Source organism: Streptomyces olindensis (assembly GCF_040645895.1).
Taxonomy (GTDB): Bacteria; Actinomycetota; Actinomycetes; order Streptomycetales; family Streptomycetaceae; genus Streptomyces; species Streptomyces olindensis.
Window position 1 is genome coordinate 73,737 of record NZ_JBEYZD010000035.1, and the last position, 17,644, is coordinate 91,380.

Here is a 17,644-nt window from a genome sequence, read left to right on the forward strand (position 1 = left end):
GTTCTGCGAGAGACCTTGGATCCGGTGCCGATTCGGGCATCCGGCGACATTGCGCCCTCTAGGACGGTGTCTCGGGGGGAGAGGTTCACTCCCCACGTCAAAGCCGTTTCAAAGGCCGAGGAAAGTCCGGGACAAGCCCGAGCGAAGGTGTGATCGCGGGCGGCACCGGGCGGAGAGCGCGAGCAGGTAACCAACCCATGGGTCTCACGAGCAACAAAGTGCTGGTGCTGGCGGTGCTGTCCGCCGTGCTGCTGTTCGCCGGCACGGTCTGGCTGTGGCCACGGCTGGCCCGGCGGAGCTGGCCGGCCGTGGGCGGACGCGTCGGCCTGCTGCTGGCCACGCAGCTGGCGCTGTTCGCCGCGGTGGGCCTGGCCGCCAACCAGGCCTTCGGGTTCTACGCGAGCTGGGCGGACCTGTTCGGTCAGGAGAAGGACCAGGGGGTGGTCGTGGACCACACCCCGGGCGAGGGCCCGCTGGAGGTGGTCGGCTCGCGGCGAGTGCCGGGGGCCGGCGGGGTGCGCCCCCAGGCCGGGGGCCGGATCCAGCAGGTCGACCTGGTGGGCCGTACGACCCACATCGCGACGCCCGCGTACGTCTATCTGCCGCCGGAGTACTTCCAGCCGCGGTACCGCACCCACCGGTTCCCGGCGGCCGTCGTGCTGACCGGCTATCCGGGCACGGCGTCGGCGCTGGTGGAGAAGCTCCACTACCCGCGCACCGCCCTGGAACTGGCCCGGGAGGGCCGGGCGAAGCCGATGATCCTGGTGATGCTGCGGCCGACGGTGGCGCCGCCGCGGGACACCGAGTGCGTGGACGTCCCGGGCGGTCCGCAGACCGAGTCGTTCTTCGCGAAGGATCTGCCCGAGGCGTTGCGCACGCACTACCGGGTGGCCGGAAAACCGGGCGGCCTCGGCATCATCGGCAACTCGACGGGCGGCTACTGCGCCTTGAAGATCGCCATGCACCATCCCGATGTGTACGCCGCCGGGGCGGGGCTGTCCGCGTACTACAAGGCGCCGATCGACGCCACCACCGGCGATCTCTTCCAGGGCGACAAGGCACTGCGCAATCGCGCCGACCTGTGGTGGTATCTCGAGCACATGCCCGCGCCCGACACTTCGCTGCTGGTCACCAGCAGCAAGCTGGGCGAGTCCAACTACAAGGACACACTGAAGTTCATAGGGCGGGTGAAGGACACCGGCCTGACGCGGATCTCGTCGATCATCCTGGAAAGCGGCGGGCACAACTTCAACACCTGGCGGCGCGAGATTCCGGCGACGCTGGAGTGGATGAGCGCACGCCTGGACGGCCCCGGGAAATGATCTTGGGAATTGTTCCGGAAGTCGGCACCCCGGCTCATGAACGGTTGATTCCGCTTCTTGCCGAGTTCTGATGCCATGTGAGTCCCTTGGTGTGGCTTTGTTTTTGCGGGGTGGGTCACCACGATTCGCCTACGCGCGGTAAGTTTCTGGCCATGCCACGTGGACGTCATCGCCATTCCCCGCCCCTGCACAGGCTGCTGCCCCCGTCGGCGATCGCAGGCGTCTCCCTCGTCTGCGCCCTGGGGCCCTGGGTGTTCACGGAGCCGATGGTGCTCCGCGGTCTGGCCGCGGCCGCCGCGGCGACGGCGGTCGTCGGCGCGGTCGTGCTGCGCCGCTGGGACACCCAGGCGGGCAAGCGCGTCGCCGACCTCACGCGCGCGCGTGCGAGCGACGAGTGGCGCTTCGAGGAACGGGTCGCCGAACTGGAGGCCGACCTCGAGGAGTCCCGCGAGCTGCGCGCGAAGCTGGAGCAGCGGCTGCGCGCCAAGCGCACCGAACTGGCCGGGCTGCGCAACGAGCACGCCGCGCTGCTGCGCCGGTACGCCACCTCGGAGACCGAGCGCGCGAGCGTCCTGGAGGAGCGCCGGGTGCTCGAGATAGAGGCGACGGCTCCGGTCCGGGCGGCGCTGCCCGCGGGTGCGGCGGACGCCGCCGGGCCGGACGAGGCGCCGCTCACCGTCGAGGAGGAGCCCGCGGTTCCCGCCGTGTTCTCGCCCGAGGGCTCCCGGCTGTTCCTGCGGGCCGCGGCCGCGCTCGCCCGGTTCGACGGCGAGACGGCCCCGCACCCGGACGGCGGCGGCGACGGCGACGGCGTACCGAAGGGCGAGGACGCGGAGCCCGCGCGGGAGCCGCGGCAGGAGCCGGCGGAGCGGCGGGAGCAGGCCCCGGAGGACGAGGCGCAGGGGCAGTCCGAGGCGGTCGCCGGGCACGAGCACGCGACCGCCGCCGCAGCAGCCACCGCCGAGCAGGTCGCCCCGGCCGAGAAGGCCCCCACGGCCGAGAAGGCCGCCGCAGCCGAGGAGACCGACGGTGAGCGGCTGCCGGATGCCGTCCCGGTCGCACCGGCGGTTTCCGGTCACTACGCCGTCCCGACCGCCGTGGCCGTCGCGCCGCAGCCGCCGGTGCGACGCCCCCTGACCGAGGGCGGGTTCGACTTCTTCGGCACCAAGCAGGGCACCTCGCCGGCCGCCCTGGAGGCCGTGCAGAACGAGGACCTCGCCGATGTCGTCGGCCAGGAGGCCCTCGCCCTGCACAAGGCCGAGACCGAGGCCCGGTTCAAGCCGGCGGACGAGGAGTCGCGCGGGATCGGCCAGGTCATCGACCTGACGGCGCACGACGAGACGGAGCAGATCGACGTGCAGGGGCTGCGCAGCGCGGTTTCCTGAGACCTGGGACGTCAGGCCATCCAGCGGTCCGGCCGCGCGTCCCTGCGCCCGGTGCGGGACCGTTCCGCCTGTGCCGCCAGCAGTTCGCGCGCCTCGGCCGCGTCCCGCAGCCGGGCCGTCACCGTCTTGTTCGCGCCCGTGTCCACGTGTACGTCGGCCACGCCCCGGGCCCGTTCCCACGGGCCCTGCGTCATCCGTACGCTCTGCACCTTGGCGTGCGGCACCAGCGCCAGGCTCCGCCGCAGCAGCCCGGACCGCGCCGCGAACACGGTGCCGGTGACGGCGAGCCCGTACCCCCGCCACCACAGCGGCACGCACCAGCGGGCGCGGCGCGGCGACGGCGAAAGGGCCGCGCGCTCCGGCACGGTCACCCCGGGCAGCACGCGCGCGACGACGGCCTCCGCGACCTCGCGCGGAGCGACCGGCACCAGCACCGAGTTGGACGAGCCCGCCACGTCCAGCTCCACGCGCACCCAGCCGCGCCGCCGCCACAGCAGCGGTTCCACGATCCGCACGGTCTGCACACGGCCCGGCGGCACCGTCTCGTGGGTCCGGTCCAGCAGGCCGTGGTCGATGCGCAGCCCGTCGGGCGACTCGCCCACCGTCCAGTCGTACTCGCCGACGAACCGCCCCACGCTGCTCGCGCCCGCCGCGCCCAGCAGGGGCAGGGCCGTGGCCAGGACCGTCCACACGCTCTCCGTGGCCATCCACAGCAGCGGCGGCACGACGAGCGCCGCGGCCAGCGACCCCCAGGTCCCCCCGCTCAGCACCAGCGACATGGCCAGCACGCCGGGCGGCACCCGCAGCAGCTGCCGGGACGGGGCCTCGCCGACCTCGTGCGCGGTCTCGGGGGCGAATCCGGCCGCCCGGGCGAGCAGTTCGGCGCGCAGCGCCCGCGCCTCGTCCGCGCCGAGGAAGGCCAGTTCGTCCTTCTTGTCGGTCCCTATGACGTCGAGCTTCAGCTTGGCGACGCCCGCGACCCGGGCGAGCAGCGGCTGGGTGATGTCGATGGCCTGGACCCGCTCCAGCCGGATGTGCGCGGTGCGCCGGAACACCAGCCCGGTACGGATGCGCAGTTCGGTCTCGGTCACCGCGAAGTGCGTGAACCACCAGGAGCAGAAGCCGTAGAGGGCGGCGGCCGGGACGATCACGGCGAGGCCGATCAGCAGGGTGGTCGTCGTCAGCCGGGCCAGGTGGCGCTGCGCCCCGTCGGGGTCGTGCACCGCCCAGCCGGCGATCACGGCGACCGGTGCCCAGGCCCGCCGCAGCGGTGTGACGGGGTGCAGCCGTCGCTCGGCGGGCCCGCCGTCGGCGGTGGCGGCCCCGGCCGCCCCGGGCGTCGTCACAGGCCCGCCGATCGGGCCTCGCCCAGCTCGGTGAGCCGGTCGCGCAGCCGTTCCGCCTCGGCCGGGTCCAGGCCCGGGATGGTGGCGTCGGTCGCCGCGGCGGCGGTGTGCAACTGCACGCTGGCCAGCCCGAAGTGCCGCTCGACCGGCCCGGAGGTGACCTCGACGAGCTGCATCCGCCCGTACGGCACGACCGTCTCCTCGCGCCACAGCACGCCGCGGCTGATCAGCAGGTCGTCGGCCCGCTCGGCGTACCGCCAGGACCGCCAGTTGCGCTCGATCATGACCCAGCCCCACGCCATCAGCGCCAGCGGCACCACGGCGAACACGGCCCAGCCGGGCCCGGCGAGCAGCCCCGGCAGCAGTCCGGCGGCCAGGGCGGTCACCCCGAGCCAGACGACCAGCAGCAGCCGCCGCATCTTCAGCAGACCGGGAGGCAGGGCGATCCAGACGGGCTCGTCCTCCTGACGGACCTCGGCCGCCGTCCCCGGCACTTCGGCGTCCGGCTCGGATGCCATGGGGCCGGCCCCCTGCCCCGTGTCCGCCGTCTGCCGTACCACCGTGTCCTCTGCCCCCGCCGACCCGGCCGCGCTTCCGGCCTCCGTCGGCCCCGCCTCGTGCGGGCTCCCCGTCTCCATGAGGTCAGGGTACGTAGGGGAGACTGTGTCCATGACTCCTACGACGGAGACCATGGTCGGAATCGGCGGCGCCGCGGAGAGCACCGACATGGTGCTCAACATCGGGCCCCAGCACCCGTCCACGCACGGCGTGCTGCGGCTCAAGCTCGTCCTGGACGGCGAGCGCATCACGCACGCCGAGCCGGTGATCGGCTACATGCACCGCGGCGCGGAGAAACTGTTCGAGGCGCGCGACTACCGCCAGATCATCATGCTCGCCAACCGCCACGACTGGCTGTCGGCGTTCTCCAACGAGCTGGGCGTCGTCCTCGCCGTGGAGCGGATGCTCGGCATGGAGGTCCCCGAGCGCGCCGTGTGGCTGCGCACGCTGCTCGCCGAGCTGAACCGGGTGCTCAACCACCTGATGTTCCTCGGCTCGTACCCCCTGGAGCTCGGCGGGATCACCCCGATCTTCTACGCCTTCCGGGAGCGCGAGGAACTCCAGCACGTCATGGAGGAGATCTCCGGCGGGCGCATGCACTACATGTTCAACCGCGTGGGCGGCCTCAAGGAGGACCTGCCGGCCGGCTGGACCGGACGCGCGCGGACCGCCGTCGCCGACGTCCGCTCCCGCATGGACCGCTTCGACGACCTCGTGCTCGGCAACGAGATCTTCCGCGGCCGCACCCGGGGCGTCGGCGTCCTCAGCCCCCGGGCCGTCCACGCCTACGGGGTCAGCGGGCCGATCGGCCGCGCCTCGGGCGTCGACTTCGACCTGCGCCGCGACGAGCCGTACCTCGCCTACGGGGATCTCCAGGACACTCTGAAGGTCGTCACCCGGCAGGAGGGCGACTGCCTCGCCCGCTTCGAGTGCCTCCTGGAGCAGACGCACAACGCGCTGGACCTGGCCGAGGCCTGCCTCGACCGGCTGGCCGACCTGCCGCCCGGGCCGGTCAACCAGCGGCTCCCGAAGGTCCTGAAGGCGCCCGAGGGCCACACGTACGCCTGGACCGAGAACCCCCTCGGCATCAACGGCTACTACCTGGTCAGCAAGGGCGAGAAGACCCCGTACCGGCTGAAGCTGCGCTCCGCCTCGTACAACAACATCCAGGCGCTGACGGAGCTGCTGCCGGGGACGCTGGTCGCGGACATGGTGGCGATCCTGGGGTCGATGTTCTTCGTGGTCGGAGACATCGACAAATAGGCGGACACATAGGCGCTCAGGCCGGGAACGGGTCCGGGATCCCGACCGGCTGCACCAGCCAGCCGAAGTCGCCGAGACCGCCCGCCGCCGTCAGCTCGGCGGCCTCCCCGGCGCCCGCGAGGGCGCGTACGTAGGCGGCGGGGTCGGTGGACGCCAGCGTGAGCGGGGGGCGTGCGCCGGTCACGTCCAGGGCGTGCAGCGCCTCCCGCTGCCGGAGCACGCGCCCGCCCGGGAGCGCGCACGCGTCCAGGGCGACGTGCGCGGTGATGTCGCAGGAGCCGTCCGGCACGGGCGTGGTCTCGCGGCCCTCCCGGAAACCGGTGAGCGTCCCGAACGGCGGCCGGGCGTCCGCCGTGTGCGCGTAGTCCACGGCGACCGCGAGCCCCCGGCCGACGGTCGCGACCGCCGAGGCCCAGGCCTCGTCCCGGGGCAGCCCGATCTCGGCCCGCGGCCCCGCCGCACCGGGCAGCGGCCACCAGCGCTCCAGCCACCGGGCCTCCGCACCGCCGACCGGCTCCCCGAGCCGCTCGGTCCCGTCCGGGCGGACCAGCACCAGCCGGGCCGTGCCGGCGGCGTCCACCTCGGCGACCTCCACGGGCACGTTGTCCAGCCACTCGTTGGCGAACAGCAGTCCGGTCGTCCCCTCAGGGGGCGTGGCCAGCCACTCGATCCGGTGATCGAGCCCGGCGGGCCGCCCGGCCACTTCGACGGCGTACGCGCGCGTGCGGCCCGCCACCTCGGCGGGCAGCGCGGCGAGCACCCCGGCGGCCAGCTCGCCCCGCCCGGCCGCCATGTCCACGAAGTCCAGCGCCGCGGGCCGCCCCAGCGCCTCGTCGACCCGGCACAGCAGCCGCGCCACGGCCCGCGCGAACAGCGGCGTGGCGTGCACGGACGTACGGAAATGCGCGCCCGGCCCCTCGGCCCGGCGGTAGAACCCGTGCGGCCCGTACAGCGCCTCCCGCGCCGCGGCCCGCCACCCACGCCACTCGTCCCTCGCACCCGCTGTCACCGGGCCAGGCTATGCGGACACAACGAACGCAACTCCACCTTGCGGAGTACGCGCGCCGGGCCCGGATCGGTCCTCCGGTTGACCCCTGCACCTATCCCGCTTCCCTACGCTGGGTTACGTGCAGCGCCTCTATGACTTCCTCCGCAGGCACCCGATGTGGGTCGACGGCACCTGGGCCGTCGTCCTCCTCGGGATGTCGCTGGTGGGCGGAGTGGCGGGCGGGTACGGCTCCCCTGCCCTCGCCGTCCCCCTCACCCTGCTGCTCTGCCTGGTGATCGCGCTGCGCCGCCGGGTCCCGGAGAGGATGCTGCTGCTCGCGACCGCGGTCGGAGTGGCCCAGCTGGTCACCGACGTGGGGATCGGCCCGGCCGACTTCGCGCTGCTGGTGATCGTCTACACGGTCGCCGCGGAGGGCGCGCGCTGGGCCTCCCGCTTCGCGCTGGGCGCCGGCCTGTGCGCCGCCCCCCTGGCCCAGGTGCGCTGGCCGAGCGGCGAGACGTCCGTCGCCGGCAACATCGTGCTGACGGTCTTCATGACCGTGCCCTTCGCGCTGGCCTGGGTGCTCGGCGACTCCATCCGCACCCGGCGCGCCTACTTCGCCCAGCTGGAGGAGCGGGCCGCCCGCCTGGAGAAGGAGCGCGAGGCGCAGTCCAAGGTCGCCGTCGCGGCCGAACGCGCCCGCATCGCCCGCGAGTTGCACGACGTCGTCGCGCACAACGTCTCGGTGATGGTGGTGCAGGCCGACGGCGCCGCCTACGTCCTCGACGCCGCGCCCGACCAGGCGAAGAAGGCCCTGGAGACCATCTCCTCCACCGGCCGCCAGGCCCTCGCCGAGATGCGCCGCCTGCTCGGCGTGCTGCGCACCGGTGAGCACCAGGAGGCCGGCGAGTACGTGCCGCAGCCCGACGTGCAGCAGATCGAGGACCTCGTCGAGCAGTGCCGCGGCTCCGGACTGCCCGTCGACTTCAAGGTCGAGGGCACCCCGCGCCCCCTGCCCAGCGGCGTCGAGCTGACCGCGTACCGCATCGTGCAGGAGGCGCTCACCAACACCCGCAAGCACGGCGGGCCCAACGCGGGTGCCAGTGTGCGCCTGGTCTACTTCGACGACGGCCTCGGCCTGCTCGTCGAGGACGACGGCAAGGGCGCCCCGCACGAGCTGTACGAGGAGGGCGGTCTCGACGGCCAGGGCCACGGCCTGATCGGCATGCGGGAACGGGTCGGTATGGTCGGCGGCACCCTGGACGCCGGCCCGCGCCCGGGCGGAGGATTCCGCATCAGCGCCCTGCTGCCGCTCAAACCCGCGCACTGACCTCGGCACGCGCCCTCACCGACCCTGTGACGCCGATGGTGACGACCGATGGCGACGAACGACTGTGACGACCGATTGTGACGACCGACATGGAAGAGGCCAGATGACGATCCGCGTGATGCTCGTCGACGACCAGGTGCTGCTGCGCACCGGGTTCCGGATGGTGCTCGCCGCCCAGCCGGACATGGAGGTCGTGGCGGAGGCGGGCGACGGCGTCGAGGCCCTCCAGGTGCTGCGGACGACCGAGGTGGACGTCGTCCTCATGGACGTCCGCATGCCGAAGCTCGACGGTGTGGAGACGACCCGCCGGATCTGCTCGGACACCGACCCGCCCAAGGTGCTCATCCTGACCACCTTCGACCTCGACGAGTACGCCTTCTCCGGGCTGAAGGCGGGCGCCTCCGGCTTCATGCTCAAGGACGTGCCCCCGGGGGAGCTGCTCGCCGCGATCCGGTCCGTGCACAGCGGTGACGCGGTCGTCGCGCCGTCCACCACCCGGCGGCTCCTGGACCGCTTCGCACCGATGCTGCCGGGCACCCAGCAGCCCCAGCACAAGGAGCTGGAGCGGCTCACCGACCGGGAGCGCGAGGTCATGGTGCTGGTCGCGCAGGGCCTGTCCAACGGCGAGATCGCGGCCCGGCTCGTGCTGTCGGAGGCGACCGTGAAGACCCACGTGGGCCGCATCCTGACCAAGCTGGGCCTCCGGGACCGGGTGCAGGTGGTGGTGCTGGCCTACGAGACCGGGCTGGTGCGGGCCGGCGGCCACGGCTGAGCCGCCGGCGAGGGGCCCGCTACCGCAGGATCCCCTCCAGGAACTCGCTGCCGAGCCGGGCCACCACCGTCACGTCCAGCTGGTGCAGGACGTAGCGCCCGCGGCGGCGGGTGGTGATCAGGCCCGCCTTCTTCAGCACGGCCAGGTGCCGGGATATCTCCGGGGCCGTCATGCCGTGCACCTGCGCCAGCTCGCCGGTGGTGTACGCGCTGCGGGCGAGATGGCGGCACATGCGCATGCGGACCGGGTGGGACAGCGCGGTCATCCGCAGGGCCAGCTGCTCCAGCGTGGGCGGGGCGGCGAGCTCGGGGGAGCCGACCGGGTAGTGCAGCAGCGGCTGCCAGCCGTGCCGGTGCAGGACCATCAGGTGCGGCCAGCCCAGGCTCGTCGGGACGAGCAGCAGGCCGCCGTCGCCCGTGGCCGTACGGCCGTCGCCCAGCTTGTCGACCGTGATGCGGGCGGCGGCCTCGTCGAGCGTGACCGCCGGGGACGCCGCGGCCAGCGCCTCGGCCAGGCCCTTGCGCCGGAGCAGGTCCGTCTTGTGGCGGGCGTCCGCCGCGAGCTGGTGGCGCAGCCGGGACCAGGCCTCCGCGAAGAACGCCTCGTCGCAGTCCTGGAGGAACTGCCGCAGCCAGGCGCGGATCCTGGGCGGGTCGGCCAGCAGCCGTTCGCTGAACCGCAGCTGCTGCGGCCCGCGGGCGGCGGCCAGGTCCAGGGCGCGGCGGCGCACCTCCGCGTCGGACAGCGCGTCCGGGCCGTGCGAGCAGTAGGGCAGCGCGCACGTGAACTCCAGGGCCGCGTCCACGAACTGCTCGTCCGTCAGCTTGTCGAGCAGGTCCAGCTCCTCGGCGAGCGTGCCGCACGGCAGGGTGCTGCGGCCCGGGATGCCGGCGAACGGCATGAACAGGTCCGAGAACGTCGTCCGCCACAGGAAGTCCGCCTCGCACATCCGGTCGGCCAGATGCGGATCGAGCCGGGCCCGCACGCCCGTCACCCAGCCCTGCAGGCCCGGGTGGTGGGCCGGCTCGGACAGCGCGTGCAGCGCCATGCCCAGCTCGGCCAGGGGCGAAGGCACGACGGCGACCCTCTCCGGCCGCAGCCCCGCGATGTCGATGTGCACGCTCATGCCCTCATGGTGCACCCCGCCACTGACAACGCCCCCGTCGATTGACGGGCGCCGTCAATCGACGCGACGCCGCCCTCGGTCCGGGCGCACGGTGGATCCACCGGGGCAGCCGCGGAGCCTTCGGACCTCCATCACCCCGTCCCGCAGAGGCGATCCACCATGAGCATCACGCAGCAGTACCTCCTCGACACCTACCGCGCCCGGCGGCTCGGCGAGCCCGCCCTGCCCGCACCGGGCACGCACGACTGGCAGGTCGTACGGGAGTGGCGCGACGAGCGGCAGTTCCGGGCGGTCCTGGCGGGCCGCCCGGCCCGCCACCGGTTCCGGGACGCCCTGCACCGGTGGCGGCGGCGTCCCACCTGAGCCTGCTCCCACCTGAGCCGGCTTCCACCTGAGCCTGCCCCCACCTGACCCGCACCCGGCCGAGGCCTACTCCGGCAGCCGGGCCACGAACTCCGCCACCGCGGTCTTGACCTCCTCGGCGGTCCACTCCAGCCCGGCGGCCCGCACATGCACCTCCGTGACCGCCAGACCGGGACCGCCCCGTTCCCAGCCGGAGCCGAACAGGACGCAGCCCGTCTCCTCGGCCGCCCGGACCGCCGCCTCGGCGACGACGTCCGCGTCGTACGGCAGCCACACCTGGAAGTCGTGGGTGTGCGGCACCTCCGGGTGCACGCGCGCCCACGGCAGCCCGGCGGCGGCGAACCCCTCGCGCAGGGCGGCGGCCACCACGCGCGCGTGGGCGACGTACTCCGGCAGCCGGGGCAGTTCCCGCTCAAGGCCGACCAGCGCCGACAGGGCCGTGGGGAACTGCTGGAAGACCTGGCCGCCGTACCGGTGCCGCCAGGCCTTCGCCTCCTCCACCAGCTCCCTCGGGCCGGCGAGGGCCGCGCCGCCGAACGCCTCCAGGGACTTGTAGAACGACACGTAGACGCTGTCGGCCAGGGCCGCGATCTCCTCCAGGGACCGGCCGAGGTGCACGGTGGACTCCCACAGCCGGGCCCCGTCGAAGTGCACCACCGCGTCCCGCTCCCGCGCGGCCGCGACCACCTCGGTCAGCTCCTCCCAGGTGGGCAGCACGAAACCGGCGTCCCTGAGGGGCAGTTCCAGCATCAGCGCGCCGAAAGGCTCCTCGAAGTCACGCACCTCCGCGGCGGTGGGCGGCCGCCGTTCGTCCGTCACCCGCACCGGGCGCAGACCGCCCACCTCGCTGAACGCGTTCCGCTCGTGCACCTCCGGGTGGCTGAGCGCGTGCAGGGCCACGGTCGGGTTGCCGGTGCGGCCCGCCCAGCAGCGCAGGGCCACCTGCTGGGCCATCGTGCCCGTCGGGAAGAACGCCGCCGCCTCGGTGCCGAGGAGTTCCGCGACCTTCCGCTCCAGCGCCTCGACGACCCCGTCGCCGTACACGTCCGACAGCTCGTCCAGGTCGTGGACGTCCCCCGCACCCTCCAGCACCGCCAGCCGCTCCCGCAGGGTCCGGTGGAAACCGAACCGCGCGAACACGCGCCGCGCGCCGCGATGGGCCGCCAGCCGCCGCTCACGCAACCCCACGGCCCGGTCCTGGTCCGCCGCCCGCTCATCGCCTTCCGCCATGTCAGTCATGGCCCGGATCCTCCCCCGCGCGCGTGCCGCCGGGCACCCGCATTTCCGCGCCGTCCGGGAACGCGCGCGGGCATGCACACCCTGTGGACAACCGAACGCCCCTCGAACCGATCGCGTTAACATGACGAGAAATCGTCCGGTACCCGGAGCGGACTGGAACGGGAAGGCCGCCGTCGAGTGAACACAACCCCACAGCCAGACCCCAAGGACCGCCCCGCGCGGCTCACCGTCGGCGTCGTCGGCGCCGGCCGCGTGGGACCCGCACTGGCCGCGTCCCTCCAGCTCGCCGGGCACCGCCCGGTCGCCGTCTCCGCGGTCTCCGACGCCTCCCGGCGCCGGGCCGCGCAGCTGCTGCCCGACGTGCCGGTGATGCCGCCGGCCGAGGTCCTCCAGCGGGCCGACCTGGTCCTGCTGACGGTCCCGGACGACGCCCTGCCCGAGCTGGTCGCCGGTCTCGCCGACACCGGGTCCGTCCGGCCGGGACAGCTGCTCGTCCACACCTCCGGGCGGTACGGCGCGCGGGTCCTCGACCCCGCCCTGCGCGCGGGCGCCCTGCCGCTGGCCCTGCACCCCGCCATGACCTTCACAGGCACGGCCGTGGACGTCCAGCGGCTGGCCGGCTGCTCCTTCGGCGTCACCGCGCCCGAGGAACTGCGCCTGGCCGCGGAGGCCCTCGTCATCGAGATGGGCGGCGAGCCCGAGTGGATCGCCGAGGAGAACCGGCCGCTCTACCACGCCGCCCTCGCGCTCGGCGCCAACCATCTGGTCACCCTGGTCGCCCAGTCCATGGAGCTGCTGAGCGCCTCCGGCGTCGCGGCCCCCGACCGGATGCTCGGCCCGCTGCTCGGCGCCGCCCTGGACAACGCCCTGCGCTCCGGCGACGCGGCCCTCACCGGCCCGGTCGCGCGCGGCGACGCGGGCACGGTCGCCGCGCACGTCACGGAGCTGCGCCGGCACGCCCCGCAGACCGTCGCCGGCTACCTGGCGATGGCCCGCGCCACCGCCGACCGGGCCCTGGCGCACGGCCTGCTCAAGCCCGAGCTCGCCGAGGACCTCCTCGGGGTACTCGCCGACGGGACCGACGGCACCCGAGGCACCGAGGGGGACGCCCGATGACCACCACCCTGCTGCGCACCGCCGGCGACCTGCACGCACGCGCGCGTACGGGCCGCCGCGCCGTGGTGATGACCATGGGCGCGCTGCACGAGGGCCACGCCACGCTGATCCGCACCGCCCGCGGCCTCGCCGGCCGCGAGGGCGAGGTCGTCGTCACGGTCTTCGTCAACCCGCTCCAGTTCGGCGCGGGCGAGGACCTCGACCGCTACCCGCGCACCCTGGACGCCGACGTCAAGCTCGCCGAACAGTCGGGCGCGGACGTCGTGTTCGCCCCCGCCGTCGACGAGGTCTACCCGGGCGGCGAGCCCCAGGTCCGCATCACCGCCGGCCCCATGGGCGAGCGCCTGGAGGGCGCCTCCCGCCCCGGCCACTTCGACGGCATGCTCACGGTCGTCGCCAAGCTGCTGCACCTCACCCGCCCCGACGTCGCCCTGTACGGCCAGAAGGACGCCCAGCAGCTCGCCCTGATCCGCCGCATGGTGCGGGACCTGAACTTCGGCGTGGAGATCGTCGGCGTCCCCACCGTCCGCGAGGAGGACGGCCTGGCGCTGTCCAGCCGCAACCGCTACCTCTCGCCCGCCGAGCGGCGCACCGCCCTCGCGCTGTCCCGGGCCCTGTTCGCGGGCCAGGACCGGCACGCCGCGCAGGAGGCGCTGCGCGCCCGGGCCCGTGAGGTGCCCGCCACACGCGCGCGTGCCGAGGCGCTCAGCGCCATAGGCGAGTCCCGCGCGGCGGCGGACGCGCACGCCGTCGCGACGGCCGTCCCGGGCGGCCCCGCCGCCGTCCGCGCGGCGGCCCGCCAGGTCCTCGACGAGGCCGCCCGCCTCGATCCGCCGCTCGCGCTGGACTACCTCGCCCTGGTGGACCCCTCCGACTTCGGCGAGATCGGGGACGACTTCACCGGCGAGGCGGTCCTCGCCGTCGCCGCCCGGGTCGGGACGACCCGGCTGATCGACAACATCCCCCTCACCTTCGGAACCCTCGGAGCCGCCTCGTGACCACCACAGGCATACGACTGCACGCGCCCGCCCCCGGGTGGTCCATCGCCGCGGACGTGGTCGTCGTCGGCTCCGGCGTCGCCGGCCTGACCGCGGCCCTGCGCTGCGAGGCCGCGGGCCTGCACACCGTCGTGGTCACCAAGGCCCGCCTCGACGACGGCTCCACCCGCTGGGCCCAGGGCGGCATCGCCGCGGCCCTCGGCGAGGGCGACACCCCCGAACAGCACCTGGACGACACCCTGGTCGCGGGCGCGGGCCTGTGCGACGAGGAAGCGGTCCGCATCCTCGTCACCGAGGGCCCCGACGCCGTCCGCCGCCTCATCGAGACCGGCGCCCAGTTCGACGAGTCCTCCGAGGGCGGCCTGGAACTCACCCGCGAGGGCGGCCACCACCGCCGCCGCATCGCCCACGCCGGCGGCGACGCGACCGGCGCCGAGATCTCCCGCGCCCTGGTCGACGCGGTCCGCGCGCGGGGCATGCGCACCATCGAGAACGCGCTCGTCCTGGACCTCCTCACGGACGCCGACGGCCACACCGCCGGCGTCACCCTGCACGTCATGGGCGAGGGCCAGCACGACGGCGTCGGAGCGGTCCACGCCCCGGCGGTGGTCCTGGCGACCGGCGGCATGGGCCAGGTCTTCTCCGCGACCACCAACCCGTCCGTCTCGACCGGCGACGGCGTCGCCCTGGCCCTGCGCGCGGGCGCCGAGGTCAGCGACCTGGAGTTCGTCCAGTTCCACCCGACCGTCCTCTTCCTGGGCCCGGACGCCGAGGGCCAGCAGCCCCTGGTCTCCGAGGCCGTGCGCGGCGAGGGCGCCCACCTCGTGGACGCCGACGGGGTGCGCTTCATGCGGGGGCAGCACGAACTGGCCGAGCTCGCGCCCCGGGACATCGTCGCCAAGGGCATCCTGCGCCGCATGCTGGAGCAGGACGCCGAGCACATGTACCTCGACGCCCGGCACTTCGGCGCCGACATGTGGGAACACCGCTTCCCGACGATCCTCGCCGCCTGCCGTGCCCACGGCATCGACCCGGTCACCGAGCCCATCCCGGTCGCCCCGGCCGCCCACTACGCCTCCGGCGGCGTCCGCACCGACTCGCACGGCCGTACGACGGTGCCCGGCCTGTACGCGTGCGGAGAGGTCGCCTGCACCGGGGTGCACGGCGCCAACCGCCTGGCCTCCAACTCCCTCCTGGAGGGGCTGGTCTACGCCGAGCGCATCGCGGCCGACATCGCTGCGGGCGGCCTCCAGGCGCGCGTGCCGCAGCCACTGCCCCACCCGGAGACCCCCGAGCACCCCCTGCAGACCCCGGAGGCCCGCTTCACGATCCAGCGGATCATGACGAACGGGGCCGGGGTCCTGCGCTCGGCCGGGTCCCTCACCCAGGCCGCCGACCGGCTCCAGCGGCTCCACACCGACGCCCGGGACGCTCTCGCCGAGAACGGCAAGACCGCCGAGCCCGGCGTCGACACCTGGGAGGCCACCAACCTCCTGTGCGTGGCCCGCGTCCTCGTCGCCGCCGCCCTGCTGCGCGAGGAGACCCGGGGCTGCCACTGGCGCGAGGACCGCCCCGAGCGCGACGACACGACCTGGCGCCGCCACATCGTCGTCACCCTGAACCCCGACCGGACGCTGGCCGTGCACACCACGGACACCACACACTTCCCTACGACCACCCCGCCCCAGGCCCCCCAGGAGCAGTGACCGACGTGAGCACCCCCGACCTTCCCCTCGCCCCGTCCGGAGGCTGCGGCGACGGCTGCGCCTGCGGCGCGGACGACGAGGCGTACCTCGAGTGCGGCCTGGACCCCGCGCTCGCCCAGCTCCTGGCCGACGCCGGACTCGACCCCGTCGAGGTCGAGGACATCGCCAACGTGGCCATCCAGGAGGACCTGGCCCACGGCGTGGACGTGACCACCGTCGCGACGATCCCCGAGGACGCGGTGGCCACCGCCGACTTCACCGCCCGCGAGGCGGGCGTCGTGGCCGGCCTGCGCATCGCCGAGGCCGTCATCTCCGTCGTCTGCGAGGAGGAACTGGAGATCGAGCGCCACGCCGAGGACGGCGACCGCGTCGAGGCGGGCCAGAAGCTCCTGTCGGTCACCACCCGCACCCGGGACCTCCTCACGGCCGAGCGCAGCGCGCTGAACATCCTGTGCCGCCTGTCGGGCGTCGCGACGGCCACGCGCGCGTGGGCGGACGTCCTGGACGGCACGAAGGCCAGGGTCCGCGACACCCGCAAGACCACCCCCGGCCTGCGCAGCCTGGAGAAGTACGCGGTCCGCTGCGGCGGCGGCGTCAACCACCGCATGTCCCTCTCGGACGCGGCCCTCGTCAAGGACAACCACGTGGTCGCCGCGGGCGGCGTCGCCCAGGCGTTCCAGGCGGTCCGCGAACGCTTCCCCGACGTCCCCATCGAGGTCGAGGTCGACACCCTGCACCAGCTCCGCGAGGTCCTGGACGCCGGCGCCGACCTGATCCTCCTGGACAACTTCACGCCCGCCGAGTGCGCGGAGGCCGTCGCGATCGTCCAGGGCCGCGCCGCCCTGGAGGCCTCGGGCCGTCTCACCCTCGACAACGCCAAGGCCTACGCCGACACCGGCGTCGACTACCTGGCCGTCGGGGCCCTCACCCACTCCTCGCCGATCCTGGACATCGGCCTGGACCTGCGGCCGGCGGAGTAGGGGAGCGGGTACGGGCCATGCTGCTGACGATCGACGTAGGAAACACCCACACCGTCCTGGGCCTGTTCGACGGCGAGGACATCGTCGAACACTGGCGCATCTCCACGGACGCGCGCCGCACCGCCGACGAGCTGGCGGTCCTCCTCCAGGGCCTGATGGGCATGCACCCGCTCCTCGGCGACGAGCTGGGCGACGGCATCGACGGCATCGCCATCTGCGCCACCGTCCCCTCGGTCCTGCACGAACTGCGCGAGGTGACGCGCCGCTACTACGGCGACGTCCCCGCGGTCCTCGTCGAACCGGGCGTCAAGACGGGCGTCCCGATCCTCATGGACAACCCCAAGGAGGTCGGCGCGGACCGCATCATCAACGCGGTCGCGGCGGTCGAGCTCTACGGCGGCCCGGCCATCGTCGTCGACTTCGGCACGGCGACCACGTTCGACGCGGTCAGCGCGCGCGGCGAGTACGTCGGCGGGGTCATCGCCCCCGGCATCGAGATCTCCGTCGAGGCCCTCGGCGTCCGCGGCGCCCAGCTCCGCAAGATCGAGGTGGCCCGGCCGCGCAGCGTCATCGGCAAGAACACGGTCGAGGCGATGCAGTCGGGCATCATCTACGGCTTCGCCGGCCAGGTCGACGGGGTCGTCAACCGCGTGGCCCGCGAGCTGGCCGAGGACCCCGACGACGTCACCGTCATCGCGACGGGGGGACTGGCGCCGATGGTCCTGGGCGAGTCGTCGGTCATCGACGAGCACGAGCCGTGGCTGACGCTCATCGGCCTGCGGCTGGTGTACGAGCGGAACGTGTCGCGCATGTGAGCGGTGCGGTGCGTCGTCGCCGGGGGCCGGGTGGGTCCGCAGCCCGGCGTAACGGGGTGCCGCTTCTTCGGGACGGGTGCCGCCCTTGGCGGCACGATTGCCCGCAGCCAGGCGGGACGGGCGGTCCGCCCGCCTCTACGCGCCCGCAGCCGCCGTCGCACGCAAGGGGACGTGTCGGGGGGTGTCCGCCCGCAGCGGTTGGCGCGTCAACGGACAGCCAGTCGGCGTCCGACCCCATCGCGCCGTTCCGAGGACGGACACCCCCCGGCGCGGCCCCGACCCCCCCCCGGGGGCGGGCCGCTGGGACCCCGCGAGCGCCCGGCTGCGCCGGCGGTCG

16 protein-coding genes are annotated in these 17,644 nt (G+C 74.2%); 11 read left to right on the forward strand and 5 right to left on the reverse strand.

Annotated elements, in window-relative coordinates; all coding sequences use genetic code 11:
* Nucleotides 1-197: 197 nt before the first annotated feature.
* Nucleotides 198-1,322: an alpha/beta hydrolase gene (locus tag ABZ948_RS22995; protein WP_359762318.1), complete on the forward strand. Its 1,125-nt coding sequence runs from the start codon at nt 198-200 to the stop codon at nt 1,320-1,322.
* A 152-nt stretch (nt 1,323-1,474) separates the two neighbouring features.
* A complete protein-coding gene (locus tag ABZ948_RS23000; RefSeq protein ID WP_359762320.1) occupies nt 1,475-2,707 on the forward strand; it encodes a hypothetical protein in 1,233 nt (410 codons plus the stop codon).
* An 11-nt stretch (nt 2,708-2,718) separates the two neighbouring features.
* Here ABZ948_RS23000 and ABZ948_RS23005 read toward each other — a convergent pair whose 3' ends face one another.
* Both ABZ948_RS23005 and ABZ948_RS23010 read right to left on the reverse strand, forming a co-directional pair.
* A complete protein-coding gene (locus ABZ948_RS23005) occupies nt 2,719-4,053 on the reverse strand; it encodes a PH domain-containing protein (RefSeq protein WP_359762322.1) in 1,335 nt (444 codons plus the stop codon).
* Entirely contained in the window at nt 4,050-4,571 is a 522-nt protein-coding gene (locus ABZ948_RS23010; RefSeq protein WP_359762348.1) for a PH domain-containing protein, read from the reverse strand. Before ABZ948_RS23010 ends, ABZ948_RS23005 begins: the two co-directional genes overlap by 4 nt.
* Nucleotides 4,572-4,722: 151 nt before the next feature.
* Here ABZ948_RS23010 and ABZ948_RS23015 point away from each other — a divergent pair, with 151 nt between their 5' ends.
* Entirely contained in the window at nt 4,723-5,874 is a 1,152-nt protein-coding gene (locus ABZ948_RS23015; protein WP_359762324.1) for an NADH-quinone oxidoreductase subunit D, read from the forward strand.
* Between the two features lie 16 nt (nt 5,875-5,890).
* On the opposite strand, the gene ABZ948_RS23020 is transcribed toward ABZ948_RS23015, so the two are convergent.
* Nucleotides 5,891-6,883, reverse strand: coding sequence for an SAM-dependent methyltransferase (locus ABZ948_RS23020; protein ID WP_359762325.1), 993 nt, complete (start codon nt 6,881-6,883; stop codon nt 5,891-5,893).
* Nucleotides 6,884-7,001: 118 nt separating this feature from the next.
* Between ABZ948_RS23020 and ABZ948_RS23025 the strand changes: the two genes are divergently transcribed.
* Together ABZ948_RS23025 and ABZ948_RS23030 are read left to right on the forward strand one after the other, a co-directional pair.
* Nucleotides 7,002-8,192, forward strand: a complete 1,191-nt coding sequence (locus ABZ948_RS23025) for a sensor histidine kinase (RefSeq protein WP_359762327.1) — start codon at nt 7,002-7,004, stop codon at nt 8,190-8,192.
* Between the two features lie 103 nt (nt 8,193-8,295).
* Complete coding sequence (locus ABZ948_RS23030; RefSeq protein ID WP_359762329.1) at nt 8,296-8,964, forward strand: response regulator; 669 nt, start codon at nt 8,296-8,298, stop codon at nt 8,962-8,964.
* A 19-nt stretch (nt 8,965-8,983) separates the two neighbouring features.
* On the opposite strand, the gene ABZ948_RS23035 is transcribed toward ABZ948_RS23030, so the two are convergent.
* Complete coding sequence (locus ABZ948_RS23035) at nt 8,984-10,090, reverse strand: DUF5937 family protein (protein ID WP_359762331.1); 1,107 nt, start codon at nt 10,088-10,090, stop codon at nt 8,984-8,986.
* Nucleotides 10,091-10,249: 159 nt separating this feature from the next.
* On the opposite strand from ABZ948_RS23035, the gene ABZ948_RS23040 reads away from it, so the two are divergent.
* A complete protein-coding gene (locus tag ABZ948_RS23040; protein WP_359762333.1) occupies nt 10,250-10,453 on the forward strand; it encodes a hypothetical protein in 204 nt (67 codons plus the stop codon).
* 66 nt (nt 10,454-10,519) lie between these two features.
* Here ABZ948_RS23040 and ABZ948_RS23045 read toward each other — a convergent pair whose 3' ends face one another.
* Nucleotides 10,520-11,692, reverse strand: coding sequence for a threonine aldolase family protein (locus tag ABZ948_RS23045; RefSeq protein WP_359762335.1), 1,173 nt, complete (start codon nt 11,690-11,692; stop codon nt 10,520-10,522).
* Between the two features lie 177 nt (nt 11,693-11,869).
* Between ABZ948_RS23045 and ABZ948_RS23050 the strand changes: the two genes are divergently transcribed.
* The 5 genes from ABZ948_RS23050 to ABZ948_RS23070 are packed head-to-tail and all read left to right on the forward strand — an operon-like array spanning nt 11,870 to nt 17,307.
* A complete protein-coding gene (locus ABZ948_RS23050; RefSeq protein ID WP_359762337.1) occupies nt 11,870-12,808 on the forward strand; it encodes a Rossmann-like and DUF2520 domain-containing protein in 939 nt (312 codons plus the stop codon).
* Nucleotides 12,805-13,806, forward strand: a complete 1,002-nt coding sequence (panC, locus tag ABZ948_RS23055) for a pantoate--beta-alanine ligase (RefSeq protein WP_359762339.1) — start codon at nt 12,805-12,807, stop codon at nt 13,804-13,806. The genes ABZ948_RS23050 and panC overlap by 4 nt, the downstream gene beginning before the upstream one ends.
* The gene (locus tag ABZ948_RS23060) at nt 13,803-15,512 is read left to right on the forward strand and encodes an L-aspartate oxidase (RefSeq protein WP_359762341.1); all 1,710 of its coding nucleotides are present in this window, start codon (nt 13,803-13,805) and stop codon (nt 15,510-15,512) included. The genes panC and ABZ948_RS23060 overlap by 4 nt, the downstream gene beginning before the upstream one ends.
* Before the next feature lie 5 nt (nt 15,513-15,517).
* Nucleotides 15,518-16,492 carry a carboxylating nicotinate-nucleotide diphosphorylase gene (gene nadC, locus ABZ948_RS23065; RefSeq protein ID WP_359762342.1) on the forward strand — a complete coding sequence of 325 codons (975 nt, stop codon included), beginning with the start codon at nt 15,518-15,520 and terminating at the stop codon, nt 16,490-16,492.
* A gap of 17 nt (nt 16,493-16,509) precedes the next feature.
* A complete protein-coding gene (locus ABZ948_RS23070) occupies nt 16,510-17,307 on the forward strand; it encodes a type III pantothenate kinase (RefSeq protein ID WP_031115868.1) in 798 nt (265 codons plus the stop codon).
* The last annotated feature ends 337 nt before the right edge of the window (nt 17,308-17,644 follow it).